Genomic DNA, 15148 nt, shown 5'->3' with positions numbered 1-15148 from the left:
ACATCGAGCCGTCGTCGCAGCCGCGGCGTCCGCATGCGACACCCGTCATCCGTCCCGCGCATCGACTTCGCTCACAGGAGTAGGCCATGAACTTCCAGACCAACGAGACGATCCAGCGCCTGTGGGACACGTTCCTGCAGGAACAGCTGGCGAGCTTGCCGCCCGATCAGCGGGAAGCCTTCTCCAACCAGTTCGAACAGCGCTTCGGCGAGCTGCTGGGCAAGCCGAACGGCGGCGGCGACGCCGGCTTCTTCGACCTGCTGGGTCTCGGCCCCCAGGGCGAAGTGGGTTTCGACAAGATCGCCTATCCGCGCGTGCAGCCGGATTTCGACGATTCCATCGTGCCCAGCCAGCTGCACGCCGCGGCCGAGCTGTACTACATCTACCAGCACGAACGGATGAAGATCTTCGAAGTGGTGGAGACCCTGCTGCGGCTGTTCCGGCTCGGCAAGATGCGCATCCAGCGAGGCCCCGGCGCGCGCGGTCTGTATCTGCTGGAGAAGTGGCAGCCGATCCGCTACAAGAAGAGCGACCGGATGATCGCGTATCGCCGCGCGTTCAACTACGGCAACGCGCAGGCGCCGGCCGGCGCGGTCGTCAACCGCAATTTCCATCGGCAGATGGTCGGCTTCATGGTCGCCATCGGCCAGTACTTCCGCGACCTGCTGATCGGCGAGGTGATTCGCGGCGGCCAGCTGATCGACCAGCGGCCGTTCGGCAGCGTCGGCACGATCCAGCGCATCGGCCTGGACCTGCGCTACGCGCTGGACCGCTCGACCTACGGCAACATCTTCGCGCTGGCGATGGAGACCGGGCATTACCTGATCCAGGTGCTCAAGCTGCTGGATTCGCCGGACATCAAGAAGGCGTTCGACGCGAACACCAAGTGGGACGTCGTCGAGATCGTGTCGAACCGCTATCTCGGCGGGGTCGCCGAACCGTCGCAGCGCGCCAAGATGGCCGAGAGCGGCCGGCGGATGCTTCAGTTCGTCGCGGACAACGACTTCAAGACCGCGATCGACCCGATCCTGTTCCAGAACGTCGTGCGTCCGATGGGCGCGCACGCCGAGGCCTGGCTCGCAGCCTACCGGATGACGCCGGAAGGCCGCGGCTTCCCCGGCGTGACCCCGGCGCTGAAGAGCGTGCTGGGCGTCCCGCAGGCGATCGGCGCCTGACGCGGTGCGCGGGTGAGCGGCCATGCGCGCGGACGACATGCTGGTCTCGGTGCGGAGCCGCAAGCTCGCTTGCGTGCTCGATCCCGCGCTGGTGCTCGGCTCGCGCGTCGGCCTGGCGTTCGCGTTGCGGCTGTCGCGGGTGCTGGAGCCGTGGCTCACGCGCAGCTTCTGGCAGGTGATCGATGCGAGCGATCTGTTGCTGCCCGGCCTGGCTGCCGGGGCGCCGCCTGACGATATCGACGCGCGGTGGCCGCTCGCGGACGTGCTGCAGGCGTGGATCGCGCTGCGCGACGCGACCGATGCGAGCGCGTGGCCGTTTCGCTGGATCGGCGACAACCTTGCCGAATCGCAGCTGGATGGCGCCGCCGCCCCGGGCATCGTGATGCATTACGAAGCGTTGGCCGAAGCGCTGGCCGCACGGTTCCGGCCCGACGAGGACCCGGTGTCCGGCATCTGGCCGTCGCGCTGGGATCACCGCGAGGCCAGCGTCGACGCGCTCGCGTTGTCGGCGGCGCTGGACGGCGCGCTGGTGCTGACGGCGTCGGTCGCGGAGCGGGAGCCCTGGCCGGTGCAGGCGCTCGCGCGCCTTGGACGTCCCGCGCGGCTGCTCGATCCGTTGCCGGTCGAGCGGTCCGCGTCGCTGTTCGCCGCCGAGCGCGCGTTGCTGCGCGACGCGCTGGCGGCGGCGGGGCTGGCGAGTCTGGCGCAGGACCTCCCGCCGCTCGTAGCGCTGCACGTGAACGTCGTCCCGGCGATGGTCGCGGCGGCGGCGCATGTCGCGCCGCGCGCGGAAGAGGGGCTGGCGCCGGCGCACCGGATCGATGCCGCGAACCCGTGGGACGACGTGCGCGCATGGTGGTACTACCTGTAAGCATCAACGCCGTGCCGTCTCGGGCCGGGATCGCCGCACGGCGTGCCGGCGCGCACAATCGGAGATTCGTGATGAGCCGCAGCCTGTCCACGCAACGTGATGGCCGCAACGGGCCACGTGTCAATGCTGACCAGCTGGTCGCCACCGCGGTCGCCGGCCAGATCGCGCATCCGGTCGGCCAGGCGTCGGCGTATCGCATCGGCTACGACGGCGTGGCGCGGGTGCTGCCCGGCACCGGCGGCATCGCGCTGAACAAGCGGATCGGCGATCTGTGCGTCGGCCTCGCCGGCGATCACGTGGAGCCTGGCGTCGCGCTGCATAACAACGGCCGCGAGGTGACCGGCCCGCGCGACGGCCCCAACAACGCGCTGATCACGTCCGCGTGCGTCGGCAATCTGGCTCGCGTGATCAGCGGGCCCTGCAGCGGCAAGGTCGGGCTGGTCACCGGCAAGCACGGCGGCGTCAATCACGTGCTGGTGGACTTCCCGAGCGACGTGCTGATGCAACTGCGGATCGGCGACCGCGTGCAGATCGTCGCGCACGGCCTGGGGCTGCGCCTGCCGGATTGCGCGCGCGTCGAGGTGCTGAACTGCGCGCCGCGGCTGCTGCGCCGCTGGGGCATCGTGGAGCGCGACGGACGCCTGCACGTGCCGGTCACGCACCTCGTGCCGGCGCGCCTGATGGGCTCGGGCCTCGGGAAGAACACCGCGTGGCGCGGCGACTACGACATCCAGCTTGCCGATCGGCTCACCCGCGAGCGCTATCGGCTGGGCAGCCTCCGTTTCGGCGACATGGTCGCGATCACCGACGCCGACACGCGACGCGGCCCGCTTTATCGCGCGGGCCGCGTGACCATCGGCGTGATCGTGCACGGCGACAGCACGGTCAGCGGCCATGGCCCCGGCGTGACGCCGCTGCTGACCGGTCCCGCCGACGTGCTGATGCCGGTGCATGAGCCGCGGGCGAATCTCGCCGAGATCTTCGGCATTCGCCGTGCCGTGCCGCCGCGGCAGCGGCCGACGCTGGCCGAGATCGATTGCCGGCGCCGCCGCGTGCTGCGCGAGCAGCCTGCGCGGCTGGCGTTCGACGCCGCCGGCCATTCCGTCGTCAAATGAAGCGCGGGCATTTGCGTGGCTTTGCCGGGTCGCTAATCCCAGAAACTGCGCACCGCGACCGCGACGATCACCGGCACCGAGAACACCAGCGGAATGGCGAAATATTGCGCTTCGCGGTCGACGATCCAGCTGTAGATCAGCCAGCTCGCGCCGATCGCGAACGTCACGAGGCCGACCAGGATGGCGACGATATTCAGCGTCAGGTTCGACGGCCTGCGGCGCGCAGGCCCGCGCGTGGACGGTTTCATCGGAAGGATGCGGCGCGTGGCCTTGTTTGGGCAAAGTCACAGGAAACCGCATCCGCATGGATCGCGCAAGGGCCGGCGCATCGCGCGCTCGACCCGAGCGCGCGCGTGACCGGCGTCACAGGTCGAACGATGCCGCAAGTTCGTCGAGCAGCCCGCGCTGGAACGCGCGGAACCGTTCGCCGGGCTGCTGCGCGATCGCAAGCTCGAGCATCGGGTCGGCGACGCCAGTGCGGATGCCCGCCAGTTCCTCGACGATCGCGAGTCCGCAGAACGGGACGTACGCCTCCGAGTAGCCGCCTTCGTGAATGATCGCCAGGCGCCCTGCGCAGAGCCGCCGCGCGGCGTCCTGCACCGTGCGCGTCATGAACCGGTAGCTGTCGCTGTGCAGCTGCATGCGCGCGAGCGGATCGACGGCGCTCGCGTCGAGGCCGCTTGCGACGACGATCAGTTCCGGCCGGAAGCGTTCGAGCGCGGGCAGCACGATGCGCTCGAACGCGTAGCGGTACGCGTCGTCGCCGCTGCCCGCGAGCAGCGGGACGTTGATATTCGCGCCGATGCCCGCGCCGGCGCCGCGGTCGTCCGCGCCGTTGTAACCGGGCGGAAAGCAGCGGTCCTGATGCAGTGACATCGTGAGCGTGTGCGGATCGTCGTAATAGATCGACTGGGTGCCGTTGCCGTGATGCACGTCCCAGTCGATTACCGCGACGCGGCCGACGCCGTGCTTCGCGCGCGCGGCCTCGATCGCGATCGGGATGTTCGCGAGCAGGCAGAAGCCCATCGGACGATCGCGCAGGCAATGATGGCCGGGCGGCCGCGACAGCGAGAACGCGCTGGGCGCGTGCCCGGCGACGACTGCGTCGACCGCGGCGATCGCGAGGCCCGCCGACAGCGCGGCGATCTCGTAGCTGCCCTTGCCGAACGGCGCAAGATCGCCGAGATCGCCGCCGTTCGCGTTGCTGAGCGCGCGGAACGCATCGAGGTAGCCGGCCGGATGGATGCGCAGCAGATCGTCGGTCGTCGCGGCCGGCGCGCCGCGCAGGTCGAGCTGCGCGGCGAGACCGGACGCCTGCACGAGCGACAGGAAGCGGCGCTTGGAGTCGGGCGATTCCGCGTAGCCCGCGGCCGACGGCGGCTGCACCCAGCCGCCGACCGGGAAGAACAGCGCATGCGTGCCGCCCGTATGCCAGAAGGTGCGTTCGTCGGTGTAGAAGGCAGTGCGATTCATGGTTGTGCGTGACCTGTCACGGTTGTGAGGAAACGGAAGTGCGCGCGCGCCGGTCGATGTGCAGCAGCGCGGCGAGCGAAGCGACCGACACGACCGTCGCGGAGACGAACAGCGCGCGCATCGTGCCGCCGGCATCGAGCATCAGCCCGGCGAGCAGCGGGCCGGCGGCGAGACCGGCGCCGATCACGAAATTGAGCGTCGCGACGAGGCGGCCCGACGCGTCGATCTGCGCGACGGTCGCGAGGATGAACGGCAGCACGAACGTCCACGCGAACTTGAACGCGAAGATCGCGGCGCCGTAGCCGGTCGCGTGCGGCAGCGCGGCCAGCGCGACGAGCGACGCGGCGAGCAGCGCGTAGCCGGCGGCCAGCATCGCGCGCCGCGCGAGCCGGCCGCCGACGCACGATGCGAGCGCCGCGCCGGCGATGCCCATCACGCTCGCGATCGCGAGCACGTTGCCGGTCGCTTGCGGATCGAGCCCCGCATCGGCGGCGGCGCGGCTTGCGAACGTCCAGACGCTGCCGATCGCGAGGTAGAACGTCAGCACGGCGCCGATCGAGAATGCAATGAGGCGGCCGGGCGTGCGATTCGTTCGCGCGCTTGACGACCGCGCGCACGAGGCCCGTTCGCCGAGCGACGGCGGAAAGCCGCGCGACAGCGGCGCCGCGACGATCGCGAGCACGGCGAGCGCCGCGTAGAGCGCGCGCAGCCCGAACGCCGCGAACACGTGCGGCAGCACGAACAGCCCGATGGCGCCCGCGATCAGCTGGCCGACGACCCACAGCCCGTACACGCGGTCGCTGTTGTCGCTCGTCGCCGCGCTCGTCATGCAGAGCACCATCAGCGAGCCGCCGCCGAGCGCGGTCGCCGCGCGCAGCGCGAGGAGCGCGCCGAAGCCGGGCATCCACAGCGCGGTGAGCAGGTTGCCCGCGCCGAACAGCGCGATCGCGCACGCGGCGACGCGGCGTGCATCGACGCGGCCGAGCCACAGGAGCGATGGCACGGTCGCGAGGCTGAACGCGCCCAGCTCGACGAAGAAGTAGGTGCCGATCTGCGATGCGGACAGCCCGAGCTGGGTCGCGAGCTGTCCGGCGACGGCCGGCGCGACGAGCAGCAGGAGCGGGGTGATCGCGGCGAACACGACGAGCGCGACGAGCGTCGCGCGTGCGAACGTCGATGCGTGGCCGGCGCTCGGCAGCGCGGCATCCGGGGAAAGGGTTTTCATGGCGGGGTCTCGTGAAGGTCGTGGGGCGAGTCAGAACAGGTGATACATGCCGACCATCGCGCCGACCTGCGATGTGCCGGCGAGCGGCGTCGGGTCGTATTCGTAGACGGTCTGCGAGCTCTGTCCGCTGTTGCGCGCGTAGCCGAGGTTCAGGTACGCGACAGTGCGTTTCGACAGCGCGTAGGTCGTGCTGGCGATGAACAGCGTCGGATGGCCGATCGCCGGCGCGCGCGAATCGGTGTGATAGACGCCGGCGTTCAGGCCGATGCCGTTCGACGCCAGGTAGCGCGCGCCGCCCCAGACGATCGTGCGCGCCGCATCGAGGTCGCCGGTGAGCCGCTCGACGCCCGCATGGAGGGTCAGCGGCAGCGCGTCGAACGCGTAGCGCGCGGCGAGCGTGCCGAGCTCGCGGCGGCGCGAGGAGGCGTCGCCCGTGGCGGACGCGTCGCCGTGCGCCTGATGCAATACCGCGCTGACCGACAGGCTGTTGCTCGTGTACTGGCCGCCGAGTTCGAGCACGCGGCCGGCGCGCGCGTTGCCGGCGACGCCGGCGGTCGCGGCGAGCGCCTCGACGTCGAAGCCGCCGAATGTCGGCGACTGGTACTTGACCGAGTGGTCGATGAAGTTGGCCGACATCGGCATGATCACGCCCTGGCCGCTGTACGACGCGTACCAAAGCGGGTCGTAGAACAGGGTCTTGTCGAACAGCACGCTGAACTGCCGGCCGAACGTGACGGTGCCGGCCGGCCCCGCGACGCCCAGGTACGCGCCGCGGAAGAACGCGTAGCCCGGCGCGGTCGACGTGCCGTCGTTCACGTTGATCCCCTGTTCGAGCCTGAAGAGCGCGTGCCAGCCGCCGCCGAGATCCTCGCGGCCTTTCAGCCCGATCTGCGACGGCACGATGCCGTAGTTCTGCAATTGCCACGCGGCGCGACGGCCGTCGGCATGCGTCAGGTATTGCACGCCGGCGTCGAGCGCGCCGTACAGCGTGAGGGCCGACTGCGCGTGCGCGGACGCGCCGCAGGCGGCGAGCGCCACGGCGGCCGAGGCCGTGCGGATGAAGCGCGGGTTCATGACGTTGAGTTCTCCATACCGAAGTTGCGTGCCGTCGTCGTCGTCGCGGCTGTTGTCGCGATGCAGTGTCGGTAGCGGGAAAGCCGCGCGAAAGTCGTTCAGATGGACGGTGCGGAAAACCCCGGCGGTGCGAGCCACAGGACGCTGCAACCGGGGAAAGGGGCGTGATGCGGAGCAGCAATCCGCTGCACCCCGTTCAATTGGATGGGGCTGTCGCACGTCGCGGCGCACGGTTTCGCCAAAAAAACCGCTCGCTATAATCGACCCAGCGCAAGATCGGCCCGGTCGGGGCAGGGGAGCGGGAAGTGAGGATCACGACGGATATCGGGCAGGACCTCGATGCGCTGCGCGACGTGCCCGCGGCGATCGTGCTGGACGAATCCGCATGGCCCGCGCTGCCGCCGCGGCGCGCCGATTTCGACGGCGTCGACCACGACGATGCGCGCGGCCGCGCGCTCGGCCTGCTGCTGCTCGACCTGTATGCGCTCGCCGGGCAGGCTGGCATCGGCGAATTCGAATGCCGGTTCTTCGCGCTGCTGCGCGCGCTGCTTCCGTTCGACGCCGCGTGGACGGGCGTCGCGACGCACACGCCGGCCGGCCCCGTGATGCACAACAGCTTCCTGTACCGGCTGCCGCACGCGTTCTTCGGCGACTGGAAGCGCGTGCGCGACTGCGATCCGCTCGCGCGCCGCACGCTGCACGGCGCCGACGGCCGCGCGGTGCGGCTGTCGGTCGTCGAGCGCGGGCTCGACGCGCGATTTCGCGACTGGTGCGTGAAATACGGGCTCGCGCAACTGATGTGCGTGTGCACGCTCGACCGCCGCTTCGGCCTGAGAACCTTCCTGTCGATCTATCGGCAGGGGCTGCATCGCCCGTTCGATGACGACGACGCGCGCCGCTTCGAGGAAGTGATCCCGCACCTGGCCGCCGCGCTGACGATCAATCGCGCCGCGCAGCTGATGCGAGTCGGCGGCGACGCGGCCGCGCCGGCTGCGCGCGCGCTGTGCGACAACTTCGGCGTGCTGCACCACGCGGACCGCGGTTTCGACGCGGTCATGCAGGCCGAGTGGCCGGGCTGGATGGGCGCGCGCCTGCCCGAACCGCTCGTCGCGCACCTGCGGCGCCAGCCCGGGCAGCCGTTCGTCGGCGCCGCGCTGCATATCCGGTGCGTGCCGGTCGCGGGCCTGTTCCAGCTCGACGCGCGGCCGCGCTCGCTGCTCGACCGGCTGAGCCCGCGCGAGCTCGCGGCGATCCGCTGTTACGGCGCCGGGCGCTCGCACAAGGAGGTCGCGCAGCAGATGGCGATCTCGCCGACGACCGTGCGGCACTATCTGCGCTGTGCGTATCGCAAGCTCGGCATGCACGACAAGAGCCAGATCGCGGGCGTGCTCGGCGCGGCCGTCGAGCCGCCGTGCGAGGTGCCTGCGGCTGCGTCCGCAGGCGAGGAGCCGCGCTGAGTCGATCCATTCGCGCAGATGGTTGTGTGCGCAACCATGACGCGCTATGCTCGTCAGCTCCCGGGAGGCGGAATTCCATCATGAACGACACGAATTCAGGGTCGGTGCGCGCGGCGGTCGTCGGCGTCGGCGCGATCGGCGGACTGCTTGCGGCGGCGCTCGCGCGAGCCGGCATGCGCGTGAGCGCCTATGCGCGCGGCGCGACGCTCGACGCGCTGAAGACGCACGGCGTGCGCGTGCTCGACGAGACGGGCGCGATGTCGTCGGTCCCGATCGACGCCAGCGACGATGCGGTCGCGCTCGGCGTGCAGGACTATGTGGTGATCGCGCTGAAGGCGCAGGCGCTGCCGGATCTGGCCGCGCGCCTCGCGCCGCTCGTCGGGCCGCAGACGGTGATCGTCGCGGCGATGAACGGCCTGCCGTGGTGGTTTACGCATGGGCTGGCCGGGCCGCTCGACGGCGTGCCGCTCGAAGCGGTCGATCCGGGCGGCGCGGTATCCGCGGCGCTGCCGCCGGCGCAGGCGATCGGCTGCGTCGTGCACCTGTCGTCGAGCACCGACGCGCCGGGCGTCGTGCGGCGCGGACGCGGCAATCGCCTGATCGTCGGCGCGCCCGATCCGGCGCGCGCCGCGGCCGCGGCGCGCTTCGCGGCGGCGCTGGCCGCGGGCGGCTTCGACGTCGAGACGACGCCGGCGATCCGCACCGAGATCTGGGCGAAGCTGTGGGGCAACATGAACATGAATCCGCTGAGCGCGCTGACGGGCTCGACGGCCGACCGCCTGCTCGACGATCCTTGTACGCACGCGCTCGCGCTGCGGATGATGGAGGAGGCTGCCGCGATCGGTGCGAAGCTCGGCCTGGACACCGGCGTGAGCGCCCCGGAGCGCATGGCGGTGACCCGCAAGCTCGGCGCGTTCAGGACGTCGATGCTGCAGGATTTCGAAGCGGGGCGTTCGCTCGAGATCGGGCCGATCCTCGGCGTGTTTCCGGAACTGGGGCGCAAGCTGGGCGTGCCGACGCCGTATTGCGACGCGGTGCTCGGCCTGTTGCGCCAGCGCGCCGCGAACAGCGGGCTGTGGGCGGGGTGAGCGGGGCGGCCGCCCCGCGGCTCAGTCGTCGCGCTCGAGCGCGTGGCTGAGTACTTTCTCGAGCAGCCGGTCGAACGCGTTGCGCTCGCTGTCGGACAGGCAGGCGAGCAGCCCGTCGTTCCACTTGCGCACGATCGGCATGATCTTGCGATGCAGCGCGCGGCCGTCCGGCGTCAGCGCGATCAGCACGATCCGGCCGTCCGCCTCGCTGGCGCTGCGTTCGAGCAGGCCCTGCCGCAGCAGCGCCTCGGCCGCGCGGCTCGCCTGGCTCTTGTCGAGGTTGGTGTGGCGCGCGAGATCCATGATCGAGAACGGGCCGAATGCGCCGACGGCCGCGATCACGCGCGCCTCGGGCAGCGAGATGCCGAGCTTGTCGCGGTAAACCTCGCCGATGCCGCGGTCGGAGCGCTTCGTGAGCACGTGGAGGCGGTAGGTCAGAAACTGATCGAGCCCGACTGGACGGCCTTTCATGTCGAATCCTGATGATAAAGGGCGGGCCCGATTGTTCCCGTATCGCGCGCTCGGGTCAACGGTCAGCGCGCGCCGTATTTCAGGCGCGTCAACTGCTCCGCCTCGTTCGCGAGCAGGCTGGCGGCGTCGCGGATCGCGACGTCGAGCGTGATCGGGCCCGGTGCGGGCGAGAAGCACCCCGAAAAATGTTCGGCAAGGCGCGGCAGCGCGGCCGGATCGACGGCGCCCGACAGCAGCGACGCCGGTACGCCCGCCGCCTGCGCATGGCGGCACGCGATGAACGGCGCCTTGCCGTGCAGCGTCTGCGCGTCCGAACGGCCTTCGCCGGTGACCAGCCAGTCCGCGCCCGCAAGCGCCGCGTCGAGCCCGACCTGTCGCGCGACGACTTCCGCGCCCGCCTCGAAGCGCGCGCCGAGCATGTGCAGCGCGAAGCCGAGGCCGCCCGCCGCGCCGGCGCCCGGCAGGTCGCGGGCGCGCCGGTCGAGCGCCGCTTCGAGCAGGTCGGCGAAATGGCCGAGCGCCGCGTCGACGGTCGCAACCTGCTCGGGCGTCACGCCCTTTTGCGGGCCGAACACCGCGGTCGCGCCATGCGCGCCCGTCAGCGGGTTGTCGACGTCGGACATGCCGATGAACTCGGCGTCCGCGATGCGCGGGTCGAGCCCCGACGCGTCGACCCGCGCGATCTCGGCGAGCCGCGCCGGCACCGGCTCGACCGGCTGGCCGGCCGCGTCGAGGCAGCGCAGCCCGAGCCCGGCGAGGAGGCCCGCGCCGGCATCGTTGGTGCTGCTGCCGCCGAGCGCGACGAAGAACCTGCGCACGCCGTCGTCGAGCAGCCGGCGGATTGCTTCGCCCATCCCGCGCGTGCTGCGCGCGTCGACCGCGACGCTCATCCCGACCGGATCGGTGATGCCGACGATCTCGGCCGTCTCGACGATCGCGGTGCGCGCGTCGATGACGCCAACGGCGGCGTCGCGGGCCGCGAGCGACGCGCCGGCCACCGTCACGATGCGCCGCGCGCCGCCGCCGGCGAGCATCGCGTCGAGCGTGCCTTCACCGCCGTCGGCCATCGGGCAGCAGCGCACGACGGCGTCGGGGCGCGCGCGGCGGATGCCGGACGCGATCGCGTCCGCGACCTGTGTGGCGGAAAGCGAGCCTTTGAACGAATCGGGCGCGATGACGACGACGGGCGCGGACGGGTGATGCGGCATGGTGTCTCCGGTTGGCGTGATTGGTCGGACGATTGGCCGCCGTGCGGCGGCGCATGCGCTTTCCGAAGGAGCTTACAGGATGCAGGGGCGGGCGTGGATATGCGCGGCGGCATATCGGCGATCCATGCGCATCGGCGGCGGCCGCGCATGCACGTGGCGGGTTCTGGCGGTGCAGGGAAAATTGTTTGCTAGAATAGTCGATTCTTCCGGCCAAAGCCGTGCTCCGAGCCGCTTGCGTCAGCCCTCCCGGCGTATGCAAGGATGGCGTGGCGTCCCGGCGCGGCGTATGACGCCGCCAGGCAGGCACGGCAAGGAAAACCCGATTCGCTCGAATAATTTTAGGACGATTGAAGCCATGGCTAACGTTGTTGAAAACCTCGGCAAGCTTGAACGCCGCGTGACGATTTCCCTGCCGAAAGACACGGTGCAGAAGGAAATCGACGCCCGTATCCAGAAACTCGCGAAGAACGTGCGCATGCCGGGTTTCCGCCCGGGCAAGGTGCCGCTGAAGATGGTCGCGCAGCAATACGCGGGTCAGGTCGAGGCGGAAGTCCTGAGCGACAAGATCGGCCAGGAGTTCTTCACGATCAGCCGTGCCGAGAACCTGCGCGTCGCGGGCCAGCCGAGCTTTGCGCCGAAGCAGGAGCAGGCGGAAGACGCATATGCGTTCGACGCGACGTTCGAGGTCTATCCGGAAGTGAAGATCGGCGATCTGGCGACGGCTGAAGTCGAGCGCTCGACGACGTCGATCGGCGACGCGGAAATCGACCGCACGCTGGACATCCTGCGCAAGCAGCGCGTGCACTTCCACGCACGCGGCGAAGCCGGCGAGCACGGCGACGGCGGCGCGGACACGGCAGCCAAGAACGGCGACCGCGTGACGGTCGACTTCGTCGGCAAGATCGACGACGTCGCGTTCCAGGGCGGCACCGCGGAAGACTTCCCGTTCGTGCTCGGCGAAGGCCGCATGCTGCCGGAATTCGAAACGGCTGCGCTGGGCCTGAAGGCCGGCGAAGCGCGCCAGTTCGACCTGAAGTTCCCGGACGACTACCACGGCAAGGATGTGGCCGGCAAGACGGCCCAGTTCACGGTCACGATGAAGAAGATCGAATGGCCGCACCTGCCGGAGATCGACGCCGACTTCGCGAAGTCGCTCGGCATCGAAGACGGCGACCTGACCAAGATGCGCGGCGAGATCAAGGAAAACCTCGAGCGTGAGGCAAAGCGCCGCACGCAGGCGATCGTCAAGAACCAGGTGATGGACGCACTGCTGAAGATCTCCGAGCTCGACGTGCCGAAGGCGCTGATCGAGCAGGACCAGCAGCGCCTCGTCGAAATGGCGCGCCAGGACCTCGCGCAGCGCGGCGTGCCGAACGCGAAGGACGCGCCGATCCCGGCCGAGATGTTCGCCGAGCAGGCCGAGCGCCGCGTGAAGCTGGGCCTCGTGCTCGCCGAGCTGGTGAAGGCGAACAGCCTGGAAGCGAAGCCGGAGCAGATCCGTGCGGAAGTCGACGAGTTCGCGAAGAGCTACGAAGACCCGAAGGAAGTGGTCCGCTGGTATTATTCGAACCAGCAGCGCCTCGCCGAGATGGAAGCGTTCGTCGTTGAAAGCAACGTCGTCGATTTCGTGCTGGGCAAGGCGAAGGTGACGGACAAGGAAGTGAGCTTCGAGGCACTCGCGAGCGCATCGGCGCAAGCGTAAGTGTCGCTCTAGCGGCGTGCCGGCTGTCGGAGCGACGGCCCGCACGCCGTTTTTACGTCAGGCGCACGGTTGCCATTAATATGGCGATTGAGCTGGCGGCTTCCTTCCGTTCAATTTTCCATTCGAACAAGGTTCATTGAATGATCACTCGCGCTGAATTGCTGGACATGCTTGCTTCGAACGCGCCGCAGGGTTTCGAGGCCCAGGCGCTGGGGCTGGTTCCGATCGTCGTCGAAACGAGCGGCCGCGGCGAGCGCTCGTACGACATCTATTCGCGTCTCCTGAAGGAGCGCCTGGTGTTCATGGTCGGCGAAGTGAACGACCAGACCGCCAACCTCGTGGTCGCGCAGCTGCTGTTCCTCGAGAGCGAGAATCCGGACAAGGACATCAGCCTGTACATCAACAGCCCGGGCGGGTCGGTGTCGGCCGGCATGGCGATCTACGACACGATGCAGTTCATCAAGCCGGACGTGTCGACGCTGTGCATGGGCCTCGCCGCGAGCATGGGCGCGTTCCTGCTCGCATCGGGCGCGAAGGGCAAGCGTTTCGCGCTGCCCAACTCGCGCGTGATGATCCACCAGCCGCTCGGCGGCGCGCGTGGCCAGGCGTCGGACATCGAGATCCAGGCGCGCGAGATCCTCTACCTGAAGGAGCGGCTCAACCAGCTGCTCGCGCAGCACACGGGCCAGGACGTCGAGCGCATCGCGCGCGACACCGACCGCGACAACTTCATGTCGAGCGAGGACGCGAAGGCGTACGGGCTGATCGATCAGGTGCTGTTGAAGCGTCCGTGAACTTAGTGGGGTGCTGCCCCATTAGCGGCGGCCCCCCGATACGCCCCGAGCGCTGCGGCAAGCGCATCCAGCCGGCTCAGGTCGCGCCCTAGGTCGTGGCGCGCGGAGCATTCGGCGTATCATGTCATTTACCTGTCCGGAGGCTCATACATTCATGGCGGACAAAAAAGGTTCGAACAGCGAGAAGCTGTTGTATTGCTCGTTTTGCGGCAAGAGTCAGCATGAGGTGAAAAAGCTCATTGCGGGCCCGTCGGTCTTCATCTGCGATGAATGCATCGACCTGTGCAACGAGATCATTCGCGACGAGGCGGCAGCCGCGGGCGTCGAGGCCAGCCTGTCCCGGTCGGATCTGCCGAGCCCGCAGGAAATTCGCGACATCCTCGATCAGTACGTGATCGGGCAGGAGCGCGCGAAGAAAATCCTCGCGGTGGCCGTCTACAACCACTACAAGCGTCTCAAGCATCTCGACAAGAAGGACGACGTCGAGCTGTCGAAGAGCAACATCCTGCTGATCGGCCCGACGGGTTCCGGCAAGACGCTGCTCGCGCAGACGCTGGCGCGTCTGCTGAACGTGCCGTTCGTGATCGCGGATGCGACGACGCTGACCGAAGCCGGCTATGTCGGCGAGGACGTCGAGAACATCATCCAGAAGCTGTTGCAGAACTGCAACTACGAGGTCGAGAAGGCCCAGCGCGGGATCGTCTACATTGACGAAATCGACAAGATCAGCCGCAAGTCGGACAACCCGTCGATCACGCGCGACGTGTCGGGCGAGGGCGTCCAGCAGGCGCTGCTGAAGCTCGTCGAGGGCACGATGGCGTCGGTGCCGCCACAGGGCGGCCGCAAGCATCCGAACCAGGATTTCATCCAGGTCGACACGACCAACATCCTGTTCATCTGCGGCGGCGCGTTCGACGGCCTCGAGAAGGTGATCACCGATCGCACCGAGAAGACGGGCATCGGCTTCGGCGCGACGGTCAAGAGCAAGCAGGAGCGCGACGCCGGCGAGGTGCTGCGCGAGGTCGAGCCGGAGGACCTGATCAAATTCGGTCTGATCCCCGAATTGATCGGCCGTCTGCCGGTGGTCGCGACGCTCGGCAAGCTGGACGAGGCCGCGCTGATGAAGATCCTGGTCGAGCCGAAGAACGCGCTCGTCAAGCAGTATCACAAGCTGTTCGCGATGGAGCGCGTCGAGCTGGAAATTCGCCCGGCTGCGCTGCAGGCGGTGGCCCGCAAGGCGATCCGTCGCAAGACGGGCGCGCGTGGTCTGCGTTCGATCATCGAACAGGCGCTGCTCGACGTGATGTACGAATTGCCGACGATGAAAGGGGTCAGCAAGGTCATCATCGACGAGAACGTCATCGATGGGGACGGCAAGCCGCTGTTGATCTACGAGGACACGCCGAAGGTGGCGGGTTCGAATTGACCGGCTTGACGGCGATGTTCAGACAAAAAAGGCCGTTCATCGAAGCGTGAACGGCTTTTTTTCGTTTAT

The 15148-nt window shown here is 69.0% G+C and carries 14 protein-coding genes; 8 read left to right on the top strand and 6 right to left on the bottom strand.

Annotation, left to right across the window (positions count from 1 at the left end; all coding sequences use genetic code 11):
• The first annotated feature begins 86 nt into the window (after window positions 1-86).
• From ACFIMZ_RS11760 to ACFIMZ_RS11750, 3 genes are all read left to right on the top strand, one after another.
• The gene (locus ACFIMZ_RS11760; protein ID WP_059979997.1) at window positions 87-1175 is read left to right on the top strand and encodes a hypothetical protein; all 1089 of its coding nucleotides are present in this window, start codon (window positions 87-89) and stop codon (window positions 1173-1175) included.
• A gap of 22 nt (window positions 1176-1197) precedes the next feature.
• Window positions 1198-2046, top strand: a complete 849-nt coding sequence (locus tag ACFIMZ_RS11755) for a hypothetical protein (protein WP_431819669.1) — start codon at window positions 1198-1200, stop codon at window positions 2044-2046.
• 71 nt (window positions 2047-2117) lie between these two features.
• A complete protein-coding gene (locus ACFIMZ_RS11750) occupies window positions 2118-3161 on the top strand; it encodes a DUF4438 domain-containing protein (protein WP_431819668.1) in 1044 nt (347 codons plus the stop codon).
• Window positions 3162-3193: 32 nt separating this feature from the next.
• On the opposite strand, the gene ACFIMZ_RS11745 is transcribed toward ACFIMZ_RS11750, so the two are convergent.
• From ACFIMZ_RS11745 to ACFIMZ_RS11730, 4 genes are all read right to left on the bottom strand, one after another.
• On the bottom strand, window positions 3194-3409 hold the full coding sequence (locus ACFIMZ_RS11745) for a hypothetical protein (protein WP_431819667.1): 216 nt from the start codon (window positions 3407-3409) through the stop codon (window positions 3194-3196).
• A 115-nt stretch (window positions 3410-3524) separates the two neighbouring features.
• Complete coding sequence (locus tag ACFIMZ_RS11740; protein WP_431819666.1) at window positions 3525-4634, bottom strand: class II histone deacetylase; 1110 nt, start codon at window positions 4632-4634, stop codon at window positions 3525-3527.
• A gap of 16 nt (window positions 4635-4650) precedes the next feature.
• The gene (locus ACFIMZ_RS11735; RefSeq protein WP_431819665.1) at window positions 4651-5859 is read right to left on the bottom strand and encodes an MFS transporter; all 1209 of its coding nucleotides are present in this window, start codon (window positions 5857-5859) and stop codon (window positions 4651-4653) included.
• Between the two features lie 30 nt (window positions 5860-5889).
• Window positions 5890-6933 carry a porin gene (locus ACFIMZ_RS11730; protein WP_431819664.1) on the bottom strand — a complete coding sequence of 348 codons (1044 nt, stop codon included), beginning with the start codon at window positions 6931-6933 and terminating at the stop codon, window positions 5890-5892.
• Window positions 6934-7238: 305 nt separating this feature from the next.
• On the opposite strand from ACFIMZ_RS11730, the gene ACFIMZ_RS11725 reads away from it, so the two are divergent.
• A complete protein-coding gene (locus tag ACFIMZ_RS11725) occupies window positions 7239-8390 on the top strand; it encodes a response regulator transcription factor (protein WP_431819663.1) in 1152 nt (383 codons plus the stop codon).
• Between the two features lie 80 nt (window positions 8391-8470).
• Window positions 8471-9478 carry a 2-dehydropantoate 2-reductase gene (locus tag ACFIMZ_RS11720; protein WP_431819662.1) on the top strand — a complete coding sequence of 336 codons (1008 nt, stop codon included), beginning with the start codon at window positions 8471-8473 and terminating at the stop codon, window positions 9476-9478.
• A gap of 21 nt (window positions 9479-9499) precedes the next feature.
• Here the strand turns inward: ACFIMZ_RS11720 and ACFIMZ_RS11715 are convergent, their stop codons facing one another.
• Window positions 9500-9949: a MarR family winged helix-turn-helix transcriptional regulator gene (locus ACFIMZ_RS11715; RefSeq protein WP_431819661.1), complete on the bottom strand. Its 450-nt coding sequence runs from the start codon at window positions 9947-9949 to the stop codon at window positions 9500-9502.
• 62 nt (window positions 9950-10011) lie between these two features.
• Window positions 10012-11157: a glycerate kinase gene (locus ACFIMZ_RS11710; protein WP_431819660.1), complete on the bottom strand. Its 1146-nt coding sequence runs from the start codon at window positions 11155-11157 to the stop codon at window positions 10012-10014.
• A 355-nt stretch (window positions 11158-11512) separates the two neighbouring features.
• Between ACFIMZ_RS11710 and tig the strand changes: the two genes are divergently transcribed.
• The 3 genes from tig (at window position 11513) to clpX (ending at window position 15079) form a co-directional block, all read left to right on the top strand.
• Window positions 11513-12859, top strand: coding sequence for a trigger factor (tig, locus tag ACFIMZ_RS11705; RefSeq protein ID WP_431819659.1), 1347 nt, complete (start codon window positions 11513-11515; stop codon window positions 12857-12859).
• 140 nt (window positions 12860-12999) lie between these two features.
• Window positions 13000-13653, top strand: a complete 654-nt coding sequence (clpP, locus tag ACFIMZ_RS11700) for an ATP-dependent Clp endopeptidase proteolytic subunit ClpP (RefSeq protein WP_010092137.1) — start codon at window positions 13000-13002, stop codon at window positions 13651-13653.
• A 154-nt stretch (window positions 13654-13807) separates the two neighbouring features.
• Entirely contained in the window at window positions 13808-15079 is a 1272-nt protein-coding gene (gene clpX / locus ACFIMZ_RS11695; RefSeq protein WP_010092138.1) for an ATP-dependent Clp protease ATP-binding subunit ClpX, read from the top strand.
• Window positions 15080-15148: the final 69 nt, after the last annotated feature.

It is taken from the genome of Burkholderia sp. F1 (genome assembly GCF_050813845.1).
Taxonomy (GTDB): Bacteria; Pseudomonadota; Gammaproteobacteria; order Burkholderiales; family Burkholderiaceae; genus Burkholderia; species Burkholderia ubonensis.
The sequence above is the reverse complement of the archived record's forward strand: the minus strand, read 5'-3'. Positions and strand labels throughout refer to the sequence as shown.

Coding starts and splice junctions, on each gene's coding strand:
- ACFIMZ_RS11720 (WP_431819662.1), top strand. CDS start 8,471: ATGAACGACACGAATTCAGGGTCGGTGCGCGCGGCGGTCGTCGGCGTC.
- clpX (WP_010092138.1), top strand. CDS start 13,808: ATGGCGGACAAAAAAGGTTCGAACAGCGAGAAGCTGTTGTATTGCTCG.
- ACFIMZ_RS11760 (WP_059979997.1), top strand. CDS start 87: ATGAACTTCCAGACCAACGAGACGATCCAGCGCCTGTGGGACACGTTC.
- clpP (WP_010092137.1), top strand. CDS start 13,000: ATGATCACTCGCGCTGAATTGCTGGACATGCTTGCTTCGAACGCGCCG.
- ACFIMZ_RS11710 (WP_431819660.1), bottom strand. CDS start 11,157: ATGCCGCATCACCCGTCCGCGCCCGTCGTCGTCATCGCGCCCGATTCG.
- ACFIMZ_RS11735 (WP_431819665.1), bottom strand. CDS start 5,859: ATGAAAACCCTTTCCCCGGATGCCGCGCTGCCGAGCGCCGGCCACGCA.
- ACFIMZ_RS11755 (WP_431819669.1), top strand. CDS start 1,198: ATGCGCGCGGACGACATGCTGGTCTCGGTGCGGAGCCGCAAGCTCGCT.
- ACFIMZ_RS11730 (WP_431819664.1), bottom strand. CDS start 6,933: ATGAACCCGCGCTTCATCCGCACGGCCTCGGCCGCCGTGGCGCTCGCC.
- ACFIMZ_RS11715 (WP_431819661.1), bottom strand. CDS start 9,949: ATGAAAGGCCGTCCAGTCGGGCTCGATCAGTTTCTGACCTACCGCCTC.
- ACFIMZ_RS11740 (WP_431819666.1), bottom strand. CDS start 4,634: ATGAATCGCACTGCCTTCTACACCGACGAACGCACCTTCTGGCATACG.
- ACFIMZ_RS11750 (WP_431819668.1), top strand. CDS start 2,118: ATGAGCCGCAGCCTGTCCACGCAACGTGATGGCCGCAACGGGCCACGT.
- tig (WP_431819659.1), top strand. CDS start 11,513: ATGGCTAACGTTGTTGAAAACCTCGGCAAGCTTGAACGCCGCGTGACG.
- ACFIMZ_RS11745 (WP_431819667.1), bottom strand. CDS start 3,409: ATGAAACCGTCCACGCGCGGGCCTGCGCGCCGCAGGCCGTCGAACCTG.